This window comes from Allostigmatella hybrida (assembly GCF_020103775.1).
GTDB lineage: Bacteria > Myxococcota > Myxococcia > Myxococcales > Myxococcaceae > Hyalangium > Hyalangium aurantiaca.
In genome coordinates, this window is the sequence record NZ_JAHXBH010000001.1 from 43,239 (window position 1) to 68,347 (window position 25,109).

At 68.9% G+C, this 25,109-nt stretch carries 19 protein-coding genes; 14 read left to right on the top strand and 5 right to left on the bottom strand.

Annotated elements, in window-relative coordinates; translation table 11 throughout:
• Position 1 precedes the first annotated feature (1 nt).
• From KY661_RS00175 to KY661_RS00185, 3 genes are all read left to right on the top strand, one after another.
• Positions 2–1,039: a lipid A deacylase LpxR family protein gene (locus KY661_RS00175; RefSeq protein ID WP_225408242.1), complete on the top strand. Its 1,038-nt coding sequence runs from the start codon at positions 2–4 to the stop codon at positions 1,037–1,039.
• Positions 1,040–1,119: 80 nt separating this feature from the next.
• Positions 1,120–2,004: a hypothetical protein gene (locus tag KY661_RS00180; protein ID WP_225408243.1), complete on the top strand. Its 885-nt coding sequence runs from the start codon at positions 1,120–1,122 to the stop codon at positions 2,002–2,004.
• Between the two features lie 75 nt (positions 2,005–2,079).
• Positions 2,080–3,513 (top strand): golvesin C-terminal-like domain-containing protein, encoded by a 1,434-nt coding sequence (locus KY661_RS00185; protein WP_225408244.1) that lies wholly within the window; start codon positions 2,080–2,082, stop codon positions 3,511–3,513.
• 128 nt (positions 3,514–3,641) lie between these two features.
• Here KY661_RS00185 and KY661_RS00190 read toward each other — a convergent pair whose 3' ends face one another.
• On the bottom strand, positions 3,642–4,646 hold the full coding sequence (locus KY661_RS00190; RefSeq protein WP_225408245.1) for a fascin domain-containing protein: 1,005 nt from the start codon (positions 4,644–4,646) through the stop codon (positions 3,642–3,644).
• 233 nt (positions 4,647–4,879) lie between these two features.
• On the opposite strand from KY661_RS00190, the gene KY661_RS00195 reads away from it, so the two are divergent.
• The gene (locus tag KY661_RS00195) at positions 4,880–6,037 is read left to right on the top strand and encodes an NAD(P)/FAD-dependent oxidoreductase (protein WP_225408246.1); all 1,158 of its coding nucleotides are present in this window, start codon (positions 4,880–4,882) and stop codon (positions 6,035–6,037) included.
• A gap of 37 nt (positions 6,038–6,074) precedes the next feature.
• On the opposite strand, the gene KY661_RS00200 is transcribed toward KY661_RS00195, so the two are convergent.
• Together KY661_RS00200 and KY661_RS00205 are read right to left on the bottom strand one after the other, a co-directional pair.
• Entirely contained in the window at positions 6,075–8,324 is a 2,250-nt protein-coding gene (locus KY661_RS00200) for a LodA/GoxA family CTQ-dependent oxidase (RefSeq protein WP_225408247.1), read from the bottom strand.
• Positions 8,325–8,342: 18 nt separating this feature from the next.
• Positions 8,343–10,313, bottom strand: a complete 1,971-nt coding sequence (locus KY661_RS00205; RefSeq protein WP_225408248.1) for a fascin domain-containing protein — start codon at positions 10,311–10,313, stop codon at positions 8,343–8,345.
• A gap of 204 nt (positions 10,314–10,517) precedes the next feature.
• Here KY661_RS00205 and KY661_RS00210 point away from each other — a divergent pair, with 204 nt between their 5' ends.
• From KY661_RS00210 to KY661_RS00225, 4 genes are all read left to right on the top strand, one after another.
• A complete protein-coding gene (locus tag KY661_RS00210; RefSeq protein WP_225408249.1) occupies positions 10,518–11,501 on the top strand; it encodes a DUF1801 domain-containing protein in 984 nt (327 codons plus the stop codon).
• Between the two features lie 18 nt (positions 11,502–11,519).
• Positions 11,520–12,686, top strand: a complete 1,167-nt coding sequence (locus KY661_RS00215; RefSeq protein WP_225408250.1) for a hypothetical protein — start codon at positions 11,520–11,522, stop codon at positions 12,684–12,686.
• A 76-nt stretch (positions 12,687–12,762) separates the two neighbouring features.
• Positions 12,763–13,338 carry a hypothetical protein gene (locus KY661_RS00220; protein ID WP_225408251.1) on the top strand — a complete coding sequence of 192 codons (576 nt, stop codon included), beginning with the start codon at positions 12,763–12,765 and terminating at the stop codon, positions 13,336–13,338.
• Between the two features lie 57 nt (positions 13,339–13,395).
• Positions 13,396–14,043, top strand: coding sequence for a zinc ribbon domain-containing protein (locus KY661_RS00225; RefSeq protein WP_225408252.1), 648 nt, complete (start codon positions 13,396–13,398; stop codon positions 14,041–14,043).
• Positions 14,044–14,101: 58 nt separating this feature from the next.
• On the opposite strand, the gene KY661_RS00230 is transcribed toward KY661_RS00225, so the two are convergent.
• The gene (locus KY661_RS00230) at positions 14,102–15,439 is read right to left on the bottom strand and encodes a hypothetical protein (protein ID WP_225408253.1); all 1,338 of its coding nucleotides are present in this window, start codon (positions 15,437–15,439) and stop codon (positions 14,102–14,104) included.
• A gap of 273 nt (positions 15,440–15,712) precedes the next feature.
• On the opposite strand from KY661_RS00230, the gene KY661_RS00235 reads away from it, so the two are divergent.
• The 4 genes from KY661_RS00235 (at position 15,713) to KY661_RS00250 (ending at position 21,621) form a co-directional block, all read left to right on the top strand.
• Positions 15,713–16,042, top strand: coding sequence for a hypothetical protein (locus tag KY661_RS00235; RefSeq protein ID WP_225408254.1), 330 nt, complete (start codon positions 15,713–15,715; stop codon positions 16,040–16,042).
• Positions 16,043–16,142: 100 nt separating this feature from the next.
• Positions 16,143–16,877 carry an EcsC family protein gene (locus KY661_RS00240; RefSeq protein WP_225408255.1) on the top strand — a complete coding sequence of 245 codons (735 nt, stop codon included), beginning with the start codon at positions 16,143–16,145 and terminating at the stop codon, positions 16,875–16,877.
• A 93-nt stretch (positions 16,878–16,970) separates the two neighbouring features.
• Entirely contained in the window at positions 16,971–18,629 is a 1,659-nt protein-coding gene (locus KY661_RS00245) for a family 43 glycosylhydrolase (RefSeq protein ID WP_225408256.1), read from the top strand.
• Positions 18,630–18,663: 34 nt separating this feature from the next.
• Positions 18,664–21,621: a discoidin domain-containing protein gene (locus KY661_RS00250; RefSeq protein WP_225408257.1), complete on the top strand. Its 2,958-nt coding sequence runs from the start codon at positions 18,664–18,666 to the stop codon at positions 21,619–21,621.
• 9 nt (positions 21,622–21,630) lie between these two features.
• Here KY661_RS00250 and KY661_RS00255 read toward each other — a convergent pair whose 3' ends face one another.
• Entirely contained in the window at positions 21,631–22,803 is a 1,173-nt protein-coding gene (locus tag KY661_RS00255; protein ID WP_225408258.1) for a serine hydrolase domain-containing protein, read from the bottom strand.
• 255 nt (positions 22,804–23,058) lie between these two features.
• Between KY661_RS00255 and KY661_RS00260 the strand changes: the two genes are divergently transcribed.
• Both KY661_RS00260 and KY661_RS00265 read left to right on the top strand, forming a co-directional pair.
• A complete protein-coding gene (locus tag KY661_RS00260; RefSeq protein ID WP_225408259.1) occupies positions 23,059–23,649 on the top strand; it encodes a histidine phosphatase family protein in 591 nt (196 codons plus the stop codon).
• Positions 23,650–23,791: 142 nt separating this feature from the next.
• Positions 23,792–25,021, top strand: a complete 1,230-nt coding sequence (locus tag KY661_RS00265) for a S8 family peptidase (RefSeq protein ID WP_225408260.1) — start codon at positions 23,792–23,794, stop codon at positions 25,019–25,021.
• The last annotated feature ends 88 nt before the right edge of the window (positions 25,022–25,109 follow it).

Genomic DNA, 25,109 nt, shown 5'->3' on the forward strand with positions numbered 1-25,109 from the left:
CATGCTGCGTGTCCTCGTGCTGCTGTCCTCCGCCGCCGTGGCCCAGACCCCTGCGGCCACCGCCTTGCCGGAAGAGAAGCTGCCCTTCGTGACGGCCCTGCACTTCGAAAACGATGTGCTCGCGCAAAGCGACCGCTTCTACACCACCGGCCTCCGGCTGGAACACCACGGCGAGTACAACCCCTGCCGCAAGCTCGCCCTCGCGCTCGGCTTTCCGGACACCGTGGACCACCGCTATCCCTGCGGCGTCTCGCTGTCCCAGAACATCTATACGCCCAGCGACATCACCCCCCGCGAGGGCGAGACGCCCTGGCCCAACCCGGAGGACCGGCCTTACGGCGGCTGGCTCCATGCCGGGTTGCTCTTCCAGCACCTGGCCGCCGCGGATTCCCCCACCCGCTCATCGCGGCTCACGCTGGAGGCCACCGTGGGTGTCACCGGCCCGGCCTCGGGGGCGGAGCACGTCCAGCGCGGGTTTCACTCGGCGCTGCGGCACCTCTTCGGCCCGGACACGGCCAGAGACCCTGTTGGCTGGGAAGCGCAACTGCCCACCGAGCCCACCTTGCACTTCTCCGCGCTCCGCGAGCAGCCCCTGCTCTGGAGCCCCTTCGTGGACGCCACGTGGTCGGCGGGAGCCATGCTGGGCACGGTCTTCACGAACGCCAGCGCGGGCGCCACGGTGCGCGTGGGGTGGCTGGCCCGGCCGTTCGGGCTGGCCCCCCTCATGCCGTCCATCCGCCAGAGGTTGCGCGCGGAGCAGGCGCCCCCGGAGCGCACCTGGGAGGCGTACGTCTTCGCCCGGGGCCAGGTGCGGCTGGTGGCGCGCAACCTGTTCCTGGACGGGACCCTGTTCCGCAAGAGCCTCAGCGTCCGGAAGACGCCCGTGGTGGGAGACACCGAGCTTGGCGGGGCCGTGCGCACGCGCCACTTCCAGGCCACCCTGAGCATGGTCTTCCGCTCCCAGGAGATGGCCGAGCCGCCCGATTCCCGGCTGGGAGGCCACCGGTTCGCGCAACTTCAGCTCGCGTACTTGCGATAAGCTGCGCAGGCTCCCCTGCTGGGTACCCCTCCCGCTCGGGACATTCCCACATCCCCCTTGTGTTGCTGGAGGCGTTCTTCATGAAGAAGCTGCTCTACGTTGTCGTGTTCGCGCTGACCGTCCTGGTGGTTCCGGAAGCATCCGCCACCAACTACACCCTGTGGATTCACGGCAAGAACGGCGGTGGCACCCAGATTGGCAACTACAACGACTTCAGCAACTGGGGTCCCAGCAGCACCGCGGCGGGCGTGAACAAGAAGGCGGTGAACTGGAACGGCACGCAACAGATTGGCGGCCAGAACGGCTACATCCGGAACGCGCTGGACTGTTTCTGCACGGGAGACAACTGGTGCACCATCGCCGTGCACAGCGCCGGGAACCTGCAGATTGGCTACGCGCTGGCGCTCCACGGTGGCTCGGCGCGTTACAAGAAGAACGCCTCGCCCAACACGAGCGGCGTGTGCGGCAACACGGATGGCACCACGCAGGTGGGCTGGAACATCAAGCGGGTGTACGTGGCCTCGGGCGCCGGCGGTGGCAGCGAGCTGGCCGATGCCGGGGAGTGGGCGGTGAAGGACCCCATCGTGGGGGACCTGGTCACCACCCGGGCGCGCTCGATGTATGACCACAACGCCACGCGCGCCAAGATGTTCTACATGTACGCGGGCGCCAAGGGGACGTTCTACGCGGCCATCCTGGATGGCCAGGATGACGAGGCCGTCGGCTACCACTCCACGGGCGGCGTCTCGGGCAGCTCGGGCGGTGCCTACTGCAACCCCGGCGACTGGTTCTGCGACGGCACGTTGAACACCGGCACCAACGCGTGCAGCAACGGCAAGGCCAAGTGGAGCAACCACACGGTGGCCCTGCGCGACGATGCCGAGGCCTACAACCACCACGGCGCTGGCAACTGGGCGGGCATCATCGGGCCCGTCCGGGCCGCTGTCGTCACCTACTCCTACTGAAACACCGGCTCCTGGGAAAGACGGACTTTAAGGTATAACTGCTTAAACGTCTTTCTCTTTCCCGGGAGTCCAGGCATGCGCGCGTCGTGGCGATCCACCCTGCTGACGGTGATGTTGGGTTCGGTCTTGGCGGAGGGCGCCGCGTTCGCGGAGCAAGCCGCGGAGCCGCTCGCGGTGGAGGCAGGGCCCCAGCGCTGGACGGAGGCGCTGTCCACGGGCGAAGGCGCGGGGGACATCGTGCGCACACGGGAGGGGCTGCTGTACGAGCCCTTCGCCGTGATGCGCAGGTCCGAAGGGTTGAACCGGCTGACGGGCCTCTACACGTTCCCGGCGCGCAGCCTGGAGCGCACCGTGGACACGGTCCGGCCGGGCGTTCAGGCCTCGATGACGCGGGGGATGGGCGTGGAGGTGGACATGCGCGTGCGCGCTCCGGGGGGCGCCTGGAGCGAGTGGCGCACGGCGAACCCGGGGGAGGCCGTGCGGCTGCCCCGGGTCGGCACGGAGGTGCAGGTCCGGCTGGTGCTCCTGGCGGATGAGCACGGCCGGGGGCCCCTGGTGCAGGGGGTGGAGCTGGAAGGGTGGCACGAGGGGCACGGCGCCGGAGAGGACTTCCAGACGCTGGCGCCGCTGACCTACCGCATCTTCGCCACCCGCGAGGGGCTGGTGGGCGGCACGACGGCCAACGGCCACGTCATCAAGAGCAACGACCGCTTCGTGGCGCTGCCGTCCCGCCGGGGGCTCGCCTCCAACGGGGGCTCCGAGTACCAGGTGCGCGTGTGCTACGCGAAGACGTCGAAGTGCGCGACGGCCTCCGTGTGGGACGTGGGGCCCTGGAACACGAAGGATGACTACTGGAATCCGTCCAGCGTGCGCGAGTCGTGGAAGTCCTTGCCGCAGGGCAAGCCGGAGGCGCAGGCCGCGTACCAGGACGGCTTCAACGGAGGGCTGGATCAATTCGGGCGCCGGCCGTCGAACCCCGCGGGCATCGACATCGCGGACGGGACGTTCTGGATCGACCTGGGGATGACGAACAACGACTGGGTGGACGTGACGTACCTGTGGACCTCGGGTGGGGGCACGCCCGCAGGGCTCGTTGTTGACAGCAACAACGCGAACAACGACCAGGCGAAGGGCTACATCCAGCTCACGGGCTCAAGCTGGGCCTCCTCCACGAACGTGACGGGCTACTACGGCAGCAGCTACCTGGTGTCCCCCGGCGCGGCGGTGTCGGAGCCGGCGACGTTCTGGTTCTACCTGCCGGCGGCGGGCACGAAGACGGTGGATGCGTGGTGGACGGCGGCGGCGGACCGCTCGGCGGCGGCGCCCTTCATCATCCTGAGCGCGGCGGGCACGCAGCTGGCGAACGTGAAGGTGAACCAGCAGGTCAACGGCGCCCGGTGGAACACGCTCGGCACGTGGAGCTTTCCGGCGGGCTGGAACAAGGTCCAGTTGAGCCGCTGGGTCACCGCGGGCACCTACGTCGTCGCGGACGCCATCCAGGTCCGGTAGCGCCCGGGCGAGTCGCGGCCGTGTAAGCCGCCTACCGCGGCCTCAGCGATGACACCGGAAGGAACTCCCAGGCGCGCGGGAAAGACAGACGCCTGGGGTTCGCTGCATTGTCTATCGAGCCCGCGCCTTTAAGGGGCGTAGGTGATGTTCCACTGGGCGTAGGCCTCCTTGTTGGGATCCGTGGCGTGCACGGTGACGGTGTCGGCCTGCGCGGAGCCCGGCGAGCAGCCATTGCAGCGGGCCGCGTACTTGCCGGTGTCGGACTCAAGGGCCCACTTGCCGTTGTTGAGCAGCACGGGCTTGAACTGGGCATAGGCCGCGGCCGGGTCATCCACGTGGACGGCCAGGACGTCGGGTTGCTTGCCGCCCACGATGCAGGCATTGCAGCGGGCCACGTACTTGCCGTTGTCCGACTTGAGGGCGATCTTCCCGCCGCCCATCTCCTTCACCTCGAACTGGTCATAGGTCTCCGTGGGCGTCTTGACGTGGACGGTGACGGTGTCGGGGAACTTGTTGTTCACGGTCTTCTGGCAGCCATTGCAGCGCGCGAAGTACAGGCCCGTGTCCGCCTGGAGGGAGATCTTCTGGCCCTGGGGGAAGAGGGGCGTGACGGTCCACTGCGCGTAGGCCTCCTTGTTGGGATCCGTGGCGTGCGCGGTGACGGTGTTGGGAGACGAGGCGCCCGGCGAGCAGCCATTGCAGCGGGCCAGGTACTTGCCGGTGTCCGCCTTGAATGCGTACTTGCCGTTGCTCAGCCGCTCGATCGTGAACTGGGCATACGCCTGGGACGAGTTGTCCGCGTGCACGGTCACGAAGTCCGGTTTGGCGCCGCCCACGATGCAGTTATTGCAGCGGGCCACGAACTTGCCGTTGTCCGACTTCAACGCCACCTTCCCATTGCCCACGAGCACCAGCTCGAACTGGGAGTAGGCCCCGGTGGCATCCTTGGCGTGGGTGGTGACGGTGTCGGGGAACTTGTTGTCCACGGTCTTCTGGCAGCCATTGCAGCGCGAGAAGTACGTCCCCTCATCCGACTGCAGCGTGATCTTCAGCCCCGCGGCCTCGCTGGCCCCCGGAAGCAACACGCACATCGCCACCAGGCTCAATGCCCACTTCGTCAGTCCTGCGGTCATGACTTCTCCTTGCAGTAGGGAAGGCCTCCGCTGGGGACATGCTCCCCAGAAGGGCCGCGAGCCGATTGTGCAAAAGCCATGACAGGGGGAGCAGCCAGCGCATCCCTCTGAAGGCGCGTGACAACCAGCCCGGGCTGACACGTCAGGCGCCTGGGCTGACACGTTGTTCGCGCCGGTGGGGGGAAATCCCTGGAGGCCCCCGCTGGGTATGCGCGTTGCACAGGAGGGTGCTGATGACGACCGGCCCTCTCTCCAGTTCCGCGGACGCCCCGTCCGCTCCCGTGGTGCGAAGCCCGCAGGCCTCCTATGCCGTGGTGGTGGTGGGAGGCGGCATGGCGGGCTTGAGCGCCGCGCTGACCCTGGTCCGGGCGGGCGTGTCCGTCTGTGTGCTGGAGCGCACCGATTATTCCACCTGGCGCCCCGGGGAAACGCTCTCCCCGGCGGCGTATGCCGAGCTGCGGCAACTGCTGGCGCCCGCTCCACTGGAGACAGAGGGTTTCCTGGCCTCCCACGGCCTGGAGGCCACCTGGGGGTCGGAACAGCCGCACCACCACTCCTTTCTCACCAATCCCTACGGCAGCGGCTGGCATGTGGAGCGCCGTCACCTGGACGCGCTGTTGGCCCGGCATGCCCAGGCGCACCAAGTGCCCCTGTGGCAAGGCACCTGTCTCACCCACCTGGCGCGGGAGGGGACGGGGTGGCGGCTTCAGGTCAACACCCCTCAGGGGCCGTGCGAGGTGCGCTGCGAGGCCTTGGTGGATGCGACGGGGCGCTCGGCGCAGGTGGCGCGCCACTGTGGGGTGCGGCGCCTGAGCTGGGATGCGCTGTGCAGCGTGTCGGCCATCGTGGACCGGCCCCTGGCCCTCCAGGAGCAATCCCTGGTGGTGGAGGCCACGCGCTGGGGCTGGTGGTACGCCGCGCCGCTGCCCCAGGGACGCTTCATCCTCACCCTGATGAGCGACGTGGATGTGCTGGAGCGCCATGGATGCTGGAAGCCGGAAGGGTGGAGCGCGCTCTTCTCGGCCACCCAGCACCTGGCCCCCCGGGTGGGCGCCCTGCCCGAAGTGAAGCGGCTGTACGTCCGCCGCTGCGAGACAAGCTGCCTGGAGCGCGCGGCGGGGGAGAACTGGGCCGCCGTGGGGGACGCCGCGGCGATGTGGGATCCCCTCTCGTCGAGCGGCATCCTCAAGGGCCTGCGCACCGGACGCGAGGCCGCGCAGGCCCTGTGTGCCGCGCTGGGGGGAGACGGAGCGGCGCTGAAGCACTACGCCCAGCAGCGGGACGCGGAGTTCTTCCGCTACCTCTCCGCGCGCCGGGCCCATTATGCCCAGGAGCAGCGCTGGGCCCGGGAAGACTTCTGGCGCCGCCGGCTGAGCGCTGCCTTGGAGTAAGGAGCGCTCAGCCGAGGGCGGACAGCCTGTCCCGGTTCTAGGCCGGGCGGGACTCCAGGATCTCGGCCTGCCAGAGGTTGCCGATGCCCTCGCCCCAGGTCGTCACGCCGGAGGCCGAGTCGGGCCGGTGCAGGCAATCGCCCCTGGAGGACTTCAGGACGACCTGGCCGTTGAGCAGCTCGAGGATCCACTCACTGGCGGCCCCCACGGCGCCGGTGGTGACCCCTTGGGGAGTCTCGGCCCGCAGCAGGTAGTCGCCCTTCCACGACTTCAGCCGGAGCTTGCTCTCGCTCACCCACTCGACGGACCACTCCGTGCCCTTGCCCTCGCCCAGCGTGGTGACTCCCGAGGCCGCGTCGGGCCGGTGCAGGTAGTCGGTCTTCCATGACTTCAGCTTGATCTTCGTCGCGTAGCGCAGGTTCGAGCCCGGGGTGGGCGGAGGGCTGCGCTCCTGGGTCTCGAAGTGCAGCTCGCCCTCGCTGATGACGAAGCCGAGCTGGGGCCAGTTCTTCTGCATCTGGACGTACATGGCCAGGTCGATGGCGGGCACGTCCTCGGTCGCGATGCTCTGGAACTGCGGCTTCTTCGCCTCGGCCTCGGCCACCACGTCCAGCTCACGCGTCCAGGGCAGGAGCTGGAAGTCTCCCTTTTTCGCGTAGACGTCATCCGGCCGGTGAGCGGACCACCACATGTGGTACATGCCCTCGCCCTCGTAGGCGTGCCCCTTGGGCGGGAAGAGCTGCTTCTTGCACTGGTAGAAGTCCGCCTGCCAGGGCAGCGCCATCTGCTGGGAGAAGAACCCCGGGCCGATGGGAAGCTTGGCCGTGCCAGGGAAGGCTACCCCCGAGTGCTTCACCCGGAAGGGCGCCGCGTACAGCTCGGGCCGGCGCACCATCCAGCTGCAGTCGATGCCGGGGAAGAAGGGGCCGCCCACGCAGTTCTCCAGCGCGGCCCGGTCCAAGCCCTCGGCGGTGATGGCCGGATCAATCGCCCGGGCCGCCGCCTCGTTCCAGTCCTCCTCGAACGCCCCCTCGGACCACCGCTTGAGCAGCGCGTACTGCACATGCGTGAGGGTCATGAAGTAGCCCGGCCGGGGTCCCTCCGTGTCCGAGTAGTTGTCGCCCAGCCCCTTGGGCATCAGCAGGGGCTCGACGGTGGTGCTGGACGGGTCACGCAGGTAATTGAAGATGGTTTTTCGCAGGCGCTTGCCCTTGGAGGAACTCAGCGAGCCCAGATCCCCTTCCGCGCCCGCGAAGCTTCCATGGAACGCCTTGGAGGCCTCGGGGTTGTGCACCTGCCGGTGCTGCAGGGCGCGGTCCAGAATGGGGAAAATCTCCTGCCGGAAGGAGGGCAGGTACGTCTTGAAGGACTTGGCCGCCTCATCCCAGTCCTTGCGCTGCTTGGCGAGCCGGGAGAACAGGCCCTGGGAGAAGAGGCCGTCGGTGCCGAACAGCGGCACCTCGGGGAAGCGCACCGCCACATCCCATAGCGTGTCGATGAGGCGGATGACGTTGCTCGCCGAGGGCGCGAAGTCCGGCGGGCCCACCAGCAGCCAGGCTCCGGTGGCCCCCTCCAGCACCGCCTTCTGGGTCTTCCCGGCCTCGGTGTAGGTGACCTCGGCGCTCACGGGGCCGTCCGACATGTCATCGAACCAGAAGTCGTTGTTCACGTAGTTGTCGATGAGCTTGCCCTGCGGAAGCTTCTCGGCGCGTCCCAGGCCGCCCAGCACGAGCAGGTTTCCGTTCTCGTCCGTGCGCAGCTCGCCCAGCGTGGGGATGGGAATGTGGCTCTTGGTGTGGGTGAGGGGCACGGGGGGCTGGCTGCGGCCCGAGACCGTCTTGGGCCCCGGATCGATGACGAGCTGGCGCTCGCGCTCGGCGGCACCCTGGACATGGGCGTTGCGCAGGTTGACCCGCGGCTTGCCCTCCTCGGGCTCCGCGCCCTTCCAGATGCCGTCCACGCCGTCCTGGCCGTCGAAGGTGAAGAAGGCCGCCTTGCGGTTGGCCAGGTGGACCTTCCACTGGATGCTGACAACGCCATTCGTGCCCGCCGTCACCTCGCGCACGGGGACGATCGCGCCGTCCTTCTGCTCGTACTCGAAGATGCGGAAGCGGGCCGCCTGCCGCTTGATGCGGCCCTGGCTGTCCTTGAACGGCAGGAACTTCTTCTGGGCGAGGTCGAAGTTGGGGGGCTCCCCGGGGTGCTCGGGGCCCATGAAGAACTCATCGGGGGAATTGCCCACGCGGGCAACGCCCACGGCGGGGTGGATTCGGAAGAACTTGGGCATGACACGTCTCTCCGGGGATTAGTGGGTCTGGTCGTAAAGCTTTTCAACGAGCTCCAGCAGGCGCTGCTTGTCCTTGGCCGGCATCTCCCGGTCGGCGGGCATCCGGAAGCCGAGGATCTTTTGCTGTGTGGGATTGGGGTCCACGCGGTCGAGGATGGGGCTGCTCTGGTCCGCGACCATGTCCTTGCTGTAGAGGTCGAAGCGGATGGCGCCGTGGCAGCGGTAGCAATACTTGTTCATCAGCCCCAGCAGCTCCCGGTCCTCGGCGTTGGGGGTCCAGTTCAGGGGGCCAGTGGTGGGCTTGCGGTCCTTCTTGAGCGGGTGGCCGGTGTTGAAGAAGGAGATGGAGCGCTTGACGAGGTCCGGCTCCGGCGCGGCCGACGTCTTGTGCAGCTCCAGCCACTTCTGGGTGGCGGTCAGGTGGAAGGCGCCCGGGTTCGTCCGCTGCTGTGTGGTGGCGATCTCCTGGTTCAGCCGGCGCAGGATGTTGAAGGCCGCCACGTACTGCGGGCTCTTCGGATCCTTGCCCGCGTCGAAGAGCGGTGCGGGGGCATCGGGCTTGGCCAGGGCGGGGAAGTCTCCGTCCGTGAGCCGGTCCATCCAGTGGTCCGTGTCCAGGTGGTTGAGCACGGCATTGCCACGCAGCGCGCCATGGCAGGTGTCACACCCGTTGGGGACGAAGTAGGGGGCCTGGCCGTTGCCGGGCAGGGCGCCCGCATCGAAGAAGGCGTCGAGCTGGTAGGAGAGCTTGGAGCCCATCTCCGTGGCGCCGAAGTCCAGCCAGTAGATGCTGTTGAGCGCCAGATCCTTGCATGTGGGATTGCTCGAGGGGCAGTTCGTGACGAGGGCCACCTGCGTGTTGACGGAGCCGTTCTTCTTCGAGGCCGGCACGGTGACCGTCACGTCTCCCCAGGGGGAGGGCTTCACCTCCTGGGTGGGGGTGAGGCTGCCGCCAAAGGGGCTGTGGGTGGGCGGCTTCGTGAAGTGGTTGAAGAGAATCCAGGCGCTCTCCACGAAGTGTTTCTGTGCCTCGGAGCCAGGGCGGGCGTTGAGGCGCACCAGCCGGCGCCAGCCGATCTCCCGCTGCTCGGGCGCCACGGCGTAGTTGACGATCTTGGGGGCGAAGAAGCGCGAGACGAGAATCTCCCCGGGGCGCGGGGCCGGAACAGGCGCCGGGGCGGGCGCGGGCCTGCGCGTGACGACGGTCCACTGGGCCGTGGTGTCGGTCTTGGGCAGGGTGGCGTTGACGGTGACCGTGTCGGAGACAGCGGCGCCGGAAGAGCAGAGCCGGCACCGGTTCAGGTACTTGCCCGTGTCCGCCTTGAGGGCAAGCTTGCCGTTCGGCAGCAACTCCGGGGTGAACTTGGCGAACCCCGCGGACGGGTCGGTGGCGTGGACCGTGGCGAAGTCCGGATAGCGGCCCCCGGTGATGCAGTTGTTGCACCGGGCCACGAATTTGCCCGTGTCTGCCTTGAGGGCGATCTGGCCATTGCCTGCGTCCACCACCTCGAACTGCCCGTAGGTTGCGGTGTCCGCGTTGTTGATGTGGGTGGTGATCGTGTCCACGATGCCCGTGCTTGCGGTCTGCTGGCAATTGTTGCAGCGGGCGAAGAACGAGCCCGTATCCGCCTGAAGCGACACCTTGCTCCCGGGAGCCAGGGGTAGCGGGGCGGTGATGGGCTTCTGAACAGGCGCCGCCATCAACGCCTCGGGCGTGGCGAACTCAAGCTCGTCGGGGGTGAGGGCTGGATACCCGAGATAGTCCAGCAGCACCTTCACGGAGGCCTGCGTCTCGATGGTCGCGGGGGTGAGCATCCCCAGCTTCCCGGCGAGCTCCTTGTAGTACTTGGAAGCCTCCTCCGGGCTGCCGTTGTTGAGGGCGCTCGGCTTGGGTGCTGGCGCGGCGGGTGGGGTGGGTGCTGGGCTCTGGGCGAAACCTGGCTGGGCTTGCAGCACCGCCAGCAAGGTGCCGAAAGCGAGAAAGGACATTCGACGGGGCTGTAACGGTGGGGAGGGGAAGGGTTTCATCGGGGTTCCTGGTGGGGGCACCCCCAGACTCAGCAACAGCCGTGCCTATGTTTGGCCAAGCGCTGCGCGAGGACGGAGTCCGGAGCGTGCGTGTCCAAGGGCACCGCTGACATGTCAACGGGCCGCTTTGACATGGCGGAGCGGGGGCGGGGTAGAACGCCCGTCATGAAGCCCAAGTCACCGAAGCCCAAGCCGCCGAAGGCCCCGCGCGGTCAGCCCCAGAACAGCGTCGACGCCTTCCTGGCGGGCCTCGATCATCCTCTGAAGGCGGAGATTGAAGCCGTCCGGGCCATCATCCGGGGCGCCGACAAGCAAATCGGCGAGGCCATCAAGTGGAACGCTCCCAGCTTTCTCACCCAGGAGCACTTCGCCACCCTCAAGCTGCACCCGCCGAAGGCCGTCCAGGTCGTCTTCCACACGGGGGCCAAGGTGAAGGCCGATGCCAGGCCGCTGAAAATCGACGATCCCTCCGGCCTGCTGAAGTGGGCCGCCCCGGACCGGGCCGTGGCCACCTTCCCCGGCATGAAGGACATCTGGGCGCACAAGGCGGCCCTGGTGGCCCTCGTCCGGCAGTGGCTGGCGCAAACCAGTCCCGCCCAGGACGCCACGCCCTCGAACTTCGAGAAACTCTGGTCCACGGACCGGCAGGTGCAGCACCGGGCGTTCGTAGACGTGATGCAGGCCACGGCGCAGCCCGTGGACTGGGCCTATGACGTCTGGGAGGAGCTGCTCCAGAACCTGACCCATAAGGACAACCACCACCGCGCCATCGCCGTCCAGGTGCTGTGCAATCTGGCCAAGAGCGATCCGAAGAAGCGGATGCTCAAGGGCTTCGACGCCCTGTTCGCGGTGACGCGGGACGAGCGCTTCGTCACGGCCCGGCATTGCCTCCAGTCGCTGTGGAAGGTGGGCGCGGCGGGACCGGCGCAGCGCAAGCGCCTCCTCGCGGCGCTGGAGCGCCGGTTCGGCGAATGCGCCCCGGAAAAGAACTGCACGCTGATCCGCTATGACATCTCCCAGAGCCTGCGCGACGTGTATGACGCCACCCAGGAGCCCGGCATCCGGGAGCTGGCCCTGCGGCTTATCGAGACCGAGGAAGACCTCAAGTACCGCAAGAAGTACGGTACCGTCTGGAAGAAGACGGGATGAGAGGGTTGAGAGAACGATATGGTGATTCGAAGCATCGGAAGCCGCGTGCTGCGTGCGGGGCGGTGGAGCGTGTTGGTGGGGATGGTGTTGATGTTGATGGGCTGTTCCTCCGACGAGCCCAAGCCTCCTGAGGTGGAGAACCCGGAGCCCACCCTGCCCGAGGGGTGTACGGAAATCACGCTGGGGACGCTGGCCAATGGCATTCAGATCTCTCCCGTGAAGTACGGGGGCCAGCCGACCTTCCAGGGCACGTTTGGCGCGTTTGGGGATCCGGCGGTAGTGGACACCGCCTTCATCCGGTTGGATGCGAGCACGGTGCCGGGCGCGTATGACCTGGCCACGGGAGGCTCCAACCTCTTCACGTGTGAGCAGTGTGTGTATGGCTATCAGGACGCGGGCGCGGGGCAGAAGCTGTTCGTCGCGGTCTCGGGCACGCTGACCGTGGTGAATCAGGTGTCGCTGGAGCAGGTGCAGGGTGTCATTGAAAACGTGACGCTGCGCGAGTCGGTGAACGCGGCGCCGCTCAGCGCGCCGTACCGGGGCAGCGCGGTGGTAGCTGGGGGCGAGTGCAAGTGGATCCGCCGCGCGGAGTGGAGCACGGTGCGCCCGGGCGGGTGCGATCCCCGCCAGGGCTCGCCCACCGCGAGCCTGCCCGGCCAGACCTGTGTGGCCGTGAGCTACGCGGCGAACGACGGCACGCTGGAGAACTCGCTGGGCACCAAGACCCAAGGCGAGGCGTGTACCTCCACGCCGCCCGCGAGCGCTGAGGGGCTGGCCACGACGGACTGTGCGCAGGGCTATGCGTGCTCGAAGCGGTTCACGGACGCGGGCCAGTGCCTGAAGGTGTGCGATCCGCTGGCCGCCGTGCCCGGGTGCCCAGGCGGCACCCTCTGCGGCGTCTACGGCCTGTGCATCGAGCAGTCGGTCCTGGAGCCCATCGGCTTCGCGTTCGACGCGGCCCTCATCGGTCAGACGTGCACCGACAGCTTCGCCGAGTTCTGTGGCGTGGAGGGCGCGCGCGGCATCTGCGCCGACCTGGGAGGCGGTGCGCCTGCGCTCTGCTACCGCTACGCGCGCGCCCGGTCGGACTGTGGCCCGGGCGAGGAGCTGGGCTACGTCAGTTATCCGCTCACCGGGGGCGGCTACGACCGCACCTACGGGTGGTGCTACCCCGACGGCCTCTGAGCCCCGGGGACTGCCCCGCATGGCAGGCGTCCCGGTTCCGTAGAATACGAGGAGCCGGAGCGCCGTCTGCGGTGGCATGTTCATCCCCCGTTCGCGCGTCCTGAAGGGTGGCAGTGCGGTACTGGCCGTGGTGCTGTTCTCGCTCTCCGGCGGTGCCAGTGTGGCCCGGGCGGAGCCGGACCCGAGGGAGGGCTCACGCACGCATCGCCCACCCCCTCCTCCGCCTCCTCACCGGCCCCCACCGCACCGGCCTCCGCCGCCTCCCCCCACGTCCACCTTCAGCGTCCCACCTGACCGCGTTCCACCCAAGGGCCTGTGCCGCATCTGGTACACGGGCCTTCCTCCGGACCGGCAGCCCGCTGCGATGAGCTGTGGTTACGCGCACCGGACGGCCCGGTCCTCGGGAGGCCTGGTGATCAAAGCCCACTCGCCCCGGTCCTTTCAGACCGGCGAGGTGGCGGCGACGGACTATGGCCCGGTGGACTTCCACGGCGTGCCGCCGGACCGGCTCCCGCCCCCCGGGCTCTGCCGCGTCTGGCTGGAGGGCATTCCTCCCGACCGGCAGCCTCCTCCCATGAAGTGCCGGGATGCCCATGCTGCTCAGCGGCGCTCGGGTGGCCGGGTGCTCTTCATGCCCGCCTCGGATCTCTGAGCGGCCGGGGACGTGTTAACGTGGGGGGCGCTTCGACGCCCCTGAGGTTCGCGCGCCATGGCGATAATTCCTTTCACCCGCAACTACACCGACCGCTCCAACAACTTCGGGTTCCAGTTCGAGTTCCAGTGCGACAAGTGCCGCAATGGCCACATGTCGCCCTTCATCGCCAGCAAGGTGGGCATGGCCACGGGCCTGCTCAAGGCGGCGGGCTCGCTCTTCGGAGGCACCCTGTCGCGCGCCGCCTACGCTGGGCAGCACGTGAAGGACGCCCTGCGGGGCAGCGCGTGGGACGAGGCCTACGGCGAGGCGGTGGCCGAGGCGAAGCAGCACTTCCGGCACTGCTCGCGTTGCGGACATTGGGTGTGCCCCCAGGCGTGCTGGAACGAGGCGCGGGAGCTGTGTGAGGACTGCGCGCCGGACCTCCAGGAGGAGGCCGCGCACATCCAAGCCCGGGTGGCGGTGGAGCAGGCCTGGGACAAGGCGCGCAAGGTGGACCAGGTGGCGTCGCTGGACATGAAGGCCCCGCGCTCGGCGGCGGTCTCCGCCTGTCCGCATTGCCAGGCGCGAATCTCGGGCGGCAAGTTCTGCTCGGAGTGCGGCAAGCCCCTGGCGGCCGCCAAGGTGAACTGCACGGAGTGCGGCGTGGCGCTGAAGCCCCAGGCCCGCTTCTGCTCGGAGTGCGGCACGCCCCAGGGCCCGTAAAGACACAGGGCACCTTCCCCGGAAGGAAGATGCCCTGGCTCACCACCCCGAAGGGGCTTTAGAAAGTCAGCAGCGCGCCCGTCTCGATGCCCAGCGTGGTGCGCACCGGCTCGGCGCGGGGCACATCCAGCGCCTGGAGCCGGAAGTGCGAGTGGAAGAGGAAGCCCTCCAGCACCAGCGCGAGCTGGCGGGAGTGCCGGAACTCGTAGCCCACGCGCACCGAGCCGTTGTGCAGCATGCCCGGGCCGGTGCCGGAGAGGGCCGCGCTGCTGAAGGCGGGCGCCTCGCCGTTGGCCGGCGGGGTGCCGTAGCCGTAGCTGGGCAGCACCTTCTCGGAGTCCAGCACCTTCTGGTAGCCGCCCATGCCGTAGACGGCGTGCTTGGGCGTCAGGCTCTGGCGCACGGAGATGAAGCCGCCCACTTCCTGCAGGTCATCGGTGGCGCGGCCGGTGGCCAGGGTCAGCAGGCCCAGGTTGGCGGAGTTCTGGCCGTAGTTGACCTCCACGCGCACGTTGGTGTCCGGGGTGGGCGCCAGCTCGGTGAAGGCCGCGGCGGCGAAGGCGGTACGGAACGTCTCGTCCGGCGTCTCCAGGTTGAAGGGCAGCCGCGTGGCGATGGCCGAGGCGCCCACCCGGCTCTTGCCGAACTTGTAGGCGCCGCGCGCCGCGAAGGTGGGCAGGAAGCCCAGCTCGAACGCCGCGTCCTTGGCGGTGTTGTTGGGCGTGGGGAAGCCGAGCGCCACGCCCAGCTCCAGCGCCGGGTTGCTGTAGAGGTACTTCAGCTGCTGGCGCATGAAGGCGGAGTTACCGCCCACGAAGAGGGCGCCCACCAGGTTGATGCCGTGCGGGTTGAGGGGCGCGTGCAGATCCCAGTCCTGGCCCAGCGACAGGGTGTGGCCGGGATGGAAGACATAATCCACGTGGGCGATGCGCACGCGCGGCAGGCTGGCGACGGTGGGCGTGGCCTTGGTGAAGTCGACGAAGTCGAGCTCGAGCTGCGCGCGCGCCTGGCCCTTCTCGTTGAGCCAGAAGCCGACGCGGGACTGCGCCACCTGGAAGCTGAAGCGGGAGCGGTCCGGCAGGTTGGAGAAGACGGGGTTGCCCGCGGCGGTGATGGCCGAGGCGTTCGGCTGGCTGTAGGACTCCACCGCGCCCGAGGCGGCGATGATCCGCGGGTTGAAGGTGCCGTAGAAGCGGAAGATGTTCTCCTCGCCCGCGGGGGCGGCGGGGGGCGCGGGCGGCGGCGGGGGCGGCGGTGCGTCCGCTGGGGCAGGGGGCGGAAGCGGTGTGGCTACCGGCGCGGTGACTTCTCCAGCGGCGGGGGACTGGGCCAGCGCGGGGGTGGCAGCACAGAGTCCTCCAGAGACGAGCAGTGCGGCGAGTCGGGCAGAGGTCATGTCTTCTCCTGGGGCCGGGCACAATGGCCCCCTGCCGGGGCCCTGGCAAGAAGCTGCCTCGTGCCTCCGGGCGAGGGGACGCACCGGGGCCCGGGGCATGACACGCTGAGTCAGCCGTTGACGATGCAAGGGTCAGACGCTCCGGCGCAAAAGCCCGGGAGCCGGCACATGCCACGTCCTGGGGTCGGGGGCCCCCTCCCGCCAGGGCCAGCACTCCTTACCTCATGGCCGCGCACGGCATCCCGCCTGCCGCTTTCGAGCTGGAGCTCCGCTATGAATCGACGCTCACTGCTGCTGCCGGCCTGTGCCGTCCTGCTCCTGCTCCTGCCGGGGTGTGGCGAGGCCCTGGCCGCGTGGGCTCCCGCGGACGGCGCGTTTCCTGGCGAAGAGGACGTGGCCGGGAGCGCGTTCGACACGCAGTGCCGGGCGGCCTGTTCGGTGTCCAAGACGGGCGCGGGGATGTGCCCGTACACCTCCGGGGGCCGGGGCAGCGCCTCGCTCCTGGAGGGCTGTGCGAAGGCTTGCGGCAAGGCCAAGGAAGAGGCCGGGGTGAAGATTCCCCCGGGGTGCGCGGTTCAGGCGTGTGAGTACTCGGGCTGCTGAGCCCCGCGCCCGGGGCGTGGCTTGACAGCCCTGGCGATGTCGACAAGCGTCCCTGGCACTCCCGGAGCCCACGCGCCGGGATTTCCCGCCAGGGGGCCCCATGCCGCAGTCCGAGGAGCAGAGTCAGGGAAGCCAGTTGCTGACGGCGGTCGAGCGGATCCTCGCGGACACGGACAGCCTGGTGGCCCTGGCCCAGGAGCACCTGCGCCGGGCCCAGGCGCGCGCGGGAGAAGACGGGCCCGCCACGCGCGACGCGGCCGCCGAGTCGGTGGTCCAGCACTTCTCCCTGCGCACGGCCATCACCGGAGGCCTGACGGCCGCCCCGGCGATGTTTCCCGGGGCCGGGACGCTGCTGGCCGTGGCGGGCGGGGCCCTGGCGGACATGGGGCTGATGCTCAAGTACGAGGTGGAGATGGCGCTGGTGCTCAGCCACGTGTACGGCTTTGACATCACCCGTCAGGACGAGCGCCAGCTGGCGTTCCTGCTGGCCTCCGTGAGCGCGTATGACGCCAAGAGCGGGGGCAACTTCTTCATGGACGTGGCCCAGGCCGAGGGCGTCGCCGTCTGGCGCTACACGCCGCGCCAGGTGTCCAAGCTGCTGGTGAGCGTGATGGCGAAGCTCGCGCTCTTCAAGGTCTCCAAGGGGCTCCTGCGCGCGCTGCCGCTGGTGGGCATCGCGGTGGGCTCCTCCCTGAACAAGGTGCTCACCCAGCGCGTGGGGGAGCGGTGCATCCGCGAGCTCAAGACGCGGCGCCAGCTCGTGAAGAAGCCCGCCCCCGCGAAGAAGGCCGCGAAGCCCCCCGCCGCGAAGAAGGCCCGCAAGAAGGCGGTTTGAGCGTCATTCCGATTAGGCGTCGATTCACGTGAAATCGTGATTTGATAGGGGTTCGCCGGAACCTCTGTTGTGTCGCGGCGTGGGAGACGTCGAATGCATTCGAGACGGTCGTGGCAGTCCCTTTCCTTCTTCGCGCTCACGGCGCTCCTGGGGTGCGCGGGGGCCGAGGAGCCCCTGGAGCCCGCTCCGGCAGAGCCCGCCCCTCCGGTGGTGGAGGCCGCGCTGGCGCCCAGTGGCTGGGAGCGCACGCTCGTGCAGGCGGGCCTGGCCGACCCAGAGGTCTACAAGGAGAACGATGACCTGTTCTTCCTCACGGGCACGGGCGACTCCCGGTCCATCCCCATCTACGAGACGAATGACCTGACGGCCTTCCGTTTCAAGCTGGGCTACAACCCGTCGGTGGTCGACCCCGTCTACGACTACTGCCTGCTCTGGGCACCGGACCTCAACAAGTCCAACGGGGCGTACATCCTGACCTTCTCGGGCCAGCGCGTGGCCAACGGCGCGGCGTGCCCGGCGGCGGGGCTGGAGGTGACGACCTTCTCGGCCTCGGCGCCCGACCTGAACCTGCGCTTCGGCGTGCCCCAGCCCATCAACCCGGGCACCCCTTATCCGCGCAGCCTCATCACCACCGGGTGCGTGGCGGAGGGCTGCAACCGGACCGTGCGCATCGACGCGGCCACGTACAACGACCCGACGGGCCGCTGGTTCTTCTACGTGTGGTTCGACCGGGGCAACAACATCTCCGCGTTCAACACCGCCGCGCCGGGCACCGTCTACAACGTCACCGGCCCCGCGCTGAACGCGCTGCCCGCGATGGAGGAGGGCATCAACGAGGCCCCGGAGATCATCCAGCGCAACGGCATCTACTACCTGCTCTTCAGCCACGGCTGGTACAACAGCCAGTACGCCATGAGCTACATCATGGCGGACTCGCTGCCGCAGCTCACCCGGGCGCGCGCGGTGCGGCGGCTCTCGCAGGCCATGCGCAACGCCTCTGGCCAGCTCATCCAGAGCCACGGCCACAACGCCATCGTCGAGCGGCGCGGCGAGTACTTCAACTTCTTCCACGTGGGCGTCTTCCAGCCCGCGGGCACCTTCACCTCGCGCAGCACCTACAAGCAGAAGGTCGGCTTCAAGCCGGATGGCACGATGCACTCGCTCAACCAGGTCACCGTGCGCTGGCCGCACAAGGCGGGGTACAGCTACTCGTTGGATCTCGTCCTGCGTGACGGCTCGGTGGTGGGCCCCTGCCTGGACGTGAACCGGCTGGGCACCGCGAACAAGGTCACCTTCGACGGGGTGTGCTTCAGCGCGAGCAACCGCATGGTGAACAAGGGCGACATCGCCGCCATGCGCATCTTCTACGCGAACAACGGCGTCTGGGGCCCCTTCGCGGAGGCGGCCTATGACGGCATCTCCGACGACGTCCTCGTGTCCCTGCCCGGGGGCGCCCCCGCGTTCGTGGACCTGACGTGGAACGAGAAGCAGACCGGGGCGCAGTACTCCGTGGATGTGCAGCGCCGCGACACGGGGGCGTGGATCGGCCCCTGCATCGGCGTCAACACCATCAACAAGTCCCTGGCCTGGACGTACAGCGGCCGGTGCACCACGCCGGGCATCGACGTGCCGCTGTCCAACATCAGCACGTTCCGCATCTGCTCGGCGGTGAATGGGGACTGGTCCCGCGCCACCTGTGGCGCCACGGCCTATGACGGCAAGGGCATGCACGTGCCCGTCCTCATTCCCTGACGCGGCTGTTCCCGGACTCCAGCGAGGCATGGCGATGACGAGCGGCATTACGCGGTTGTTGTGGATTCTCGCGGTGGTGGGCGGAGTGTGGGCCCCCACCGCGAGGGCGGCGAGCGGCAACCTCGCCCTGGCGGGCATCACCACGGCCTCGTCTTCGCAAGCCGATGCGGCCAAGGCCCGGGATGGGAACCTGACGACGGCGTGGACGGCCAGCGGCACGGCCATGCCGCAGTGGCTCCAGCTCGACCTGGGCGCGCTGTACACGCTGAGCCGGGTGGAGCAGTCCTTCACCCAGTCCGGGACGTGGCGCTTCAAGGTCGAGGCCTCCCTCGATGGGGTGAGCTGGGCCACCGTGGTGGACCGGAGCACGGGCGTGGCGGGCCAGGTGTTCGGCGAGAGCCTCCACGGCACCTTCCGCTACGTGCGGCTGACCGTGACGGGCTCGCGGGAGGGCCTGCCCGCCTCCAGCCGCGAGTTCCGCGTCTTCGGCACGGACGAGGGGGACAACCTCGCGGTGGGCAGGCCCCTGTCCGCCTCCACGAGCCTCGCGGGGTATGAGCCCCGGAAGGCGGCGGATGCGAACACCTCCACGTACTGGGTGGCGGGCGCCGCGGGCCTGCCGCAGTGGCTGAAGGTGGACCTGGGCTCCCCGAGCCTCGTCACGGGCGTGGAGCAGAACTTCAAGGACGTCGACACCTACCGCTTCAAGATCGAAGGCTCCCTGGACGATGTGAACTGGGCGGTGCTGCTGGACGGCGGGGCGGGCCTCGCGGGCCAGGCCTTCTCCCGGAAGGTGAGCGGCACCTACCGGTACGTGCGGCTGACGGTCCAGGGCTCGGCGTCCGCCTACTGGGCGAGCAGCACCGAGTTCAAGGTGTATGGCTTCGCCAACCTGGCCCTGGGCCGCTCGGGCACGGCCTCCTCCGTGTCGCCGGGCTATGACATCACCCGGGCCACGGACGCCAACCCCGCCACCTACTGGTGCGCCACCAGCGCGGCCATGCCCCAGTGGATGGTCATCGACCTGGGCGGCCTGTCCGCTGTGCGGCGGGTGGAGCAGACCTTCGTGGATGTGGACACCTACCAGTTCAAGGTGGAGGGCTCCGTGGACCAGTCCGCATGGACCCTGCTCCTGGACAAGACGGCGGGCGCCACGGGACAGACGTGGAGCCAGGCCGTCACGGGCAACTACCGCTACCTGCGGCTCACCGTGCTCTCGTCCGCCGCCGGGCACTGGGCCAGCAGCCAGGAGTTCCGCGTGTTCGGCACGCCGCTGGAGCGCAACCTCGCCCTGGGCGTGTCCGCCTCGTCCTCATCCCTGGCCCCGGGCTATGAGCCCTCCCGGGCGGTGGATGGCGATGGCGTGTCGTACTGGTGCGCGAGCAGCCCCAGCATGCCCGAGTGGCTCAAGCTGGACCTGGGCCACCTGAGCCTCATCCAGCGCATCGAGCAGTCCTTCGTGGACAGTGACACCCACCGCTTCAAGCTGGAGGGCTCGAAGGACAACAGCACCTGGACGCTGCTCCTCGACAGGACCGCGGGGGCCTCGGGCAAGACGTTCGTCCAGACCGTGAATGGCGCCTACCGGTACATCCGCCTCACCGTGTACGGCTCGGCCGCCGGGCACTGGGCCAGCAGCCAGGAGCTGAAGGTGATGGGGGTGGGCGCGCCGCTGCGGAGCCGGTGGTGGGAGGAGTCGGCGGGGGTGATGCGGTACTACCCGAAGTATTACGGCATCACGCTGAACACCATCGCCAGCGAGCTGGACGAGCTGCGCGCCCGGGGCTACGGGGCCATCGAGCTGATGGCGCCCTACACCGGGCCCGCCGATGTGTGGGCGGGGCTGGGGGCCACGGACAACTACAGCATCGACTCGTCCATCGGAACGATGGCGGACTTCCAGAACCTGCTCACCCAGGCGCACGCCCGGGGCATGCGCGTGCTCATGTTCGGCAACGTCGGGTATGCGCGCGACACGGCGCCGTTCTTCCTCAAGGCCCAGGACGACAACCGCAACAACGTCTACAGCAAGGAGCGCATGTGGTTTCACTTCCGCGCGACGGGCGGCGAGCGCTGGTACTGGAGCAGCCGCGCGGGGGCCTACTACTACGCGTTCTGGGGACAGAACATCCCGTCCTACAACTTCAACACCCAGGAGTGGCGGGACGAGACGCGCAAGTACATCCGCTTCTGGATGGACAAGGGGCTGGATGGCTTCGCCCTGGACGCGCCCGCCGTCTACGACGGCATCACCCCGGCCATCAACAATGCCCACATCACCGATGTGCTGCGCACCTATGACACCTGGGCCAACTCCGAGGGGGCGCCCGGGCCGGGCTACGTGACGGACTGGCACTACAACAGCATCCAGGACTACACGCTGACCAACTGGGGCGGGGACGGCTTCAGCACCCTCATCCCCGCCATCAACGGCCAGAACCCGGACGGGCTGGAGGGCATCCTCAAGGGCAACCGGGACGCCATCACCGCCGCGGGAGGAATTACTCAGACGCCGCCGAGCTGGGAGGTGGCCGGGGTGCCCGCGAACAAGCGGCTGCTGGAGATCGCCACGCTGACCACGCTGGGAACGCTGTTCTATCTGCACAACGGCCAGCACACGCTCCTGCCCCACGAGACCGTCATCCCCGATTGGTCCCAGGCGGATCAGCACCGGCTCTGGAGCTTGATGCGGGCCCAGGGGGCCTACAAGGCCCTGGCCCCGGCGGGCGCCCGGGTGAAGCTCAACACCCAGGACAACCGCCGCTTCTATGCGTTCAAGCGCACGAGCAAGGACGGCGCCCTCCAGGCCCTGGTGATTCTCAACTACCAGGCCAGCCCCCAGGCCATCACCGTCAACCTGGCGAACACGGGCATCCAGACGTCCCAGACGCCCGTGGACCTGCTGACCGGCGGCGCGGGGCCCGCCATCACCTCGGCGAGCTACACCGTCAACCTGCCCGCGTACGGCTACACCGTGCTCGGGGTGGATTGAGCCGCCCGTTCACGGCGCGGTGAGCACCTCCAGGAGCCTCTTGGTCATGTCCGAGAGGCCCGCGGACTCCGTGTTGACCAGGATGGCGATGGCCGCCTGCGGCTCCGGAAAGTAGGCGGCGTCCGCAGAGTAGCCGGGGAAGCTGCCACTGTGGCCGTGCCCCGGCCCCACCGGGGTGGTGCGGCGCATGAGGGCCAGGCCGTACTCGGGCACCTTGGGCTCCTGCGTTTGAATCCACGCCATCATCTCCCCGCGCTGCGCGGGGGGGAGCAGTGGGCGCTCGAACAGCGACTGGTAGAACAGGCTGATGTCGTCCGCGCTGGAGACCAGGGCGCCCGCCGCCCACGCCGCGGAGGGGTGGAGCGCCCCGGTGACGTCGCTCCAGGGCTCGGCTTGCGTGGGCCGCTCGTAGCCGTGCACGGTGATGGGCAAGAGCACCTCGTCGCCATCGAGCCCCGTGCTCCGCAGGCCCAGGGGCTCGATGATGCGCGCGCGGAGCTGCTCCGCGAGCGGCGTGCCCACCACGCGCTCGAGGATGAAGCCCACGAGCAGGTAATTGGTGTTGGAGTAGTTCCAGCCCGTGCCCGGCGGGCGCGCGGGGGACTCGCTGGCCCCCAACGCCACCAGCTCATCGAACGTCCACGTCCGGCCCAGGTGCGAGTGGGTCTCGGCGCGAAACGCGGGGTGCGTGGTGTAGTTGGCCACGCCGCTCGTGTGGTTGAGCAGCTGGCGCACCGTGATGTGCTCCGCGTTGGGAAAGCCGGGCAGGTACTCCGCGAGCGTGGCGTCCAGGGACAGCCGGCCTTCCGCCTGGAGCTGCAGCGCCACCGTCGCGACGAACGTCTTGGTGATGCTGCCCACGCGCAGCCGGCTCTCGGCCCTCATCTTGGTGTCTGGCTCCACCAGGGCCTCCCCGGCCGCACCATGCCAGTGGCACCCCGGCAGGCGGACCGACGCCGTCACGCCCGGCAGATCCTTCTCCCGCGCCAGGGCCTCGAGGCGCTCCTGGAGCCGGGGCGCGAGCTGGGCACAGCGAGGGGAGGTCTCGTCCTGCGCCTCCCCACAGCCCACGAGGGCCAGGGTGAGGGTCACGCCCAGCGCGAGCCGCGGGAGCCCTGGACGCCCCTCCCGGAAGAAGGTGCTCCGTGACTGCTGCCTCCGGGCGTCTGCCGTGGTCTCCATGACACCTCTCACCTCTTCGTGGCCCCCGACGTGGATCCGGCCGGCAGTGCTTGTAACGTGTGCCCGCGGCGCCCGGAGCTGTCCCCAGGGAGGCCCCGAGTAGAGCGGCGTCAACAGTCACGGATTCATTGCAAACGCAGCCCAGTCTGTTTTCGAGGGAATGAGGCGCGGGGCCGGGAGGCAAGCGTTCCGGGCACCACATCTGTCCAGGAACGTCCTGCGAGGGACTGAGGCGGCGCGCCATGATGGCGTCACATGAAACCCTCCTCTTCGTACATCGTCCTGGTCCGGCACGGAGAAACCGCCTGGAGCCGCAGCGGCCAGCACACGGGCCGCACGGACATTCCCCTCTTGGAAGACGGGCGGCGGATGGGCACCGCCCTGGGCGCGCCCCTGAAGGGCTGGAACTTCGCCGCGGTGTGGACCAGTCCCCTGAGCCGCGCCCGGGAGACCTGCAACCTCGCCGGCTACGGCCAGGCCGCCGAGCCGCGCGATGAGCTGATGGAGTGGGACTACGGGGCCTACGAGGGCAAGACGGGGGTGGAGATCCGCTCCCAGCTCCCGGACTGGAAGATCTGGCGCGATGGCGTCCCCCAGGGCGAGACGCTGGACCAGGTGCGCGCCCGGGCCGACCAGGTCATCGCCGCGGCCCGCCAGGTGGACGGCAACGTGCTGATTTTCTCCCATGGCCACTTCCTGCGCGTGCTCGCCGCGCGCTGGCTGGAGCTGCCCGCCTCCGAAGGGCGCCTCTTCTCGCTGAGCACCGCCTCCATCAGCGTGCTCGGCTGGGACGGCCAGCAGCCCCTCCTCATGAGCTGGAACGACACCACCCACCTCCGGGAGTGAGCCGGGAGCCCCGCCAAGGTCTCGATTTCTCAAGTGGCGACAATGTAGGTGTTTTGAGTTATTTGTGCGCGCGGGTGGCAACTTGCCGCGTCATGGGCCGATAACTGTTTATCCCCCCTGCTGAAACATCGAGTTCAACGCCATGACGACGCTCTCCAAGCTCTCCTCCGCCGCCCCCCGCTCCACCCCCACCGCCCGTCCCGAGGCGGAAGCGCCCCGCGCGCCCACGGCGGCCCCTCCCGCGCGCGCGGAGGTCCGCTCCCCGGCGGATGGCTTCGAGGGGGCGAAGGCGGCCCGCTCGAACTTCGTGGACCGCCCGGGCCAGAACACCTTCGTGGACCGGCCCACGGGCCTGCGGCCGGCCGCGACGCTGCTCTCCTCGCCGGAGCGCGCCCCCGTGGCCCCGCTGGCGCGCACCGCCAGCGTGGACGGGCAGCCGCCGGTGAAGCCCTCCGGTCCTCCCGTGGTCGCCATCTTCGACGGCGGCGTGGACACGAAGCACACGGATCTCGACGGCGCCCTGTGGACCAACCCGGGTGAGGTGGCCGGCGACGGCCTCGACAACGACGGCAACGGCATCAAGGACGATCTCCACGGCTTCAACGTGGGCTTCAACTCGGGCGACCCGATGCAGGGCGCCGGCACGGACCACGGCACGCACGTGGCGGGCATCATCGCCGCGGAGGACAACGGCGAGGGCAACACCGGCGTGGCCGCGGGCAAGGCGCAGGTGCTCTCGGTGGGCGGCCTGTACGACGGCAAGGACTTGCTGACGAACTTCGAGCGCTCGGTGGACTACGTGGTGGACCTGAAGAACAAGGGCGCCAACATCCGCGCGGTGAACGCCAGCTTCGGGGACGAGTACCGGGATGCCGCCTCGCAGAAGCGCTGGAACGCCGCCGTGCAGAAGCTGGCCGACGCGGACATCCTCCTGGTGGCCGCCACCGCCAACGGCAACGGCAGCAACATGAACAAGGTGAAGGACTTCCCGGCCAACGTGGACCTGCCCAACGTCATCACCGTGGCCTCCATGGACAAGAAGAACGACAAGCTGGCGAGCTTCTCCTCGCACGGCGACAAGGTCGTCGAGCTGGCCGCCGTGGGCGAGGACGTGCTGAGCACCGTGCCCGGCAACAAGTGGGAAGAGATGAGCGGCACCTCCATGGCCACCCCGCGCGTGGCGGCCACCGCTGCCTTGATGTTCGCGGAAAACCCGGATCTCACCGCGGCCCAGGTGCGCGACATGCTGGTGAAGACGGTGGAAGTGGATCCGGATCTCAAGGGCAAGGTGAGCACCAGCGGCAAGCTGGACATCGAGGCGGCCGTGGCCTCGGCGCGCGCCTCGGCGGCCGCTGCCTTCGCCGCCCGCTAGGCAACTGTTCACGAGTCGATGGGCTATCTTCCCCTCGCTTTCGGCCGCCCATGTGTGTTCGTGGTTCCGCGAACACTTCCTGGGCGCC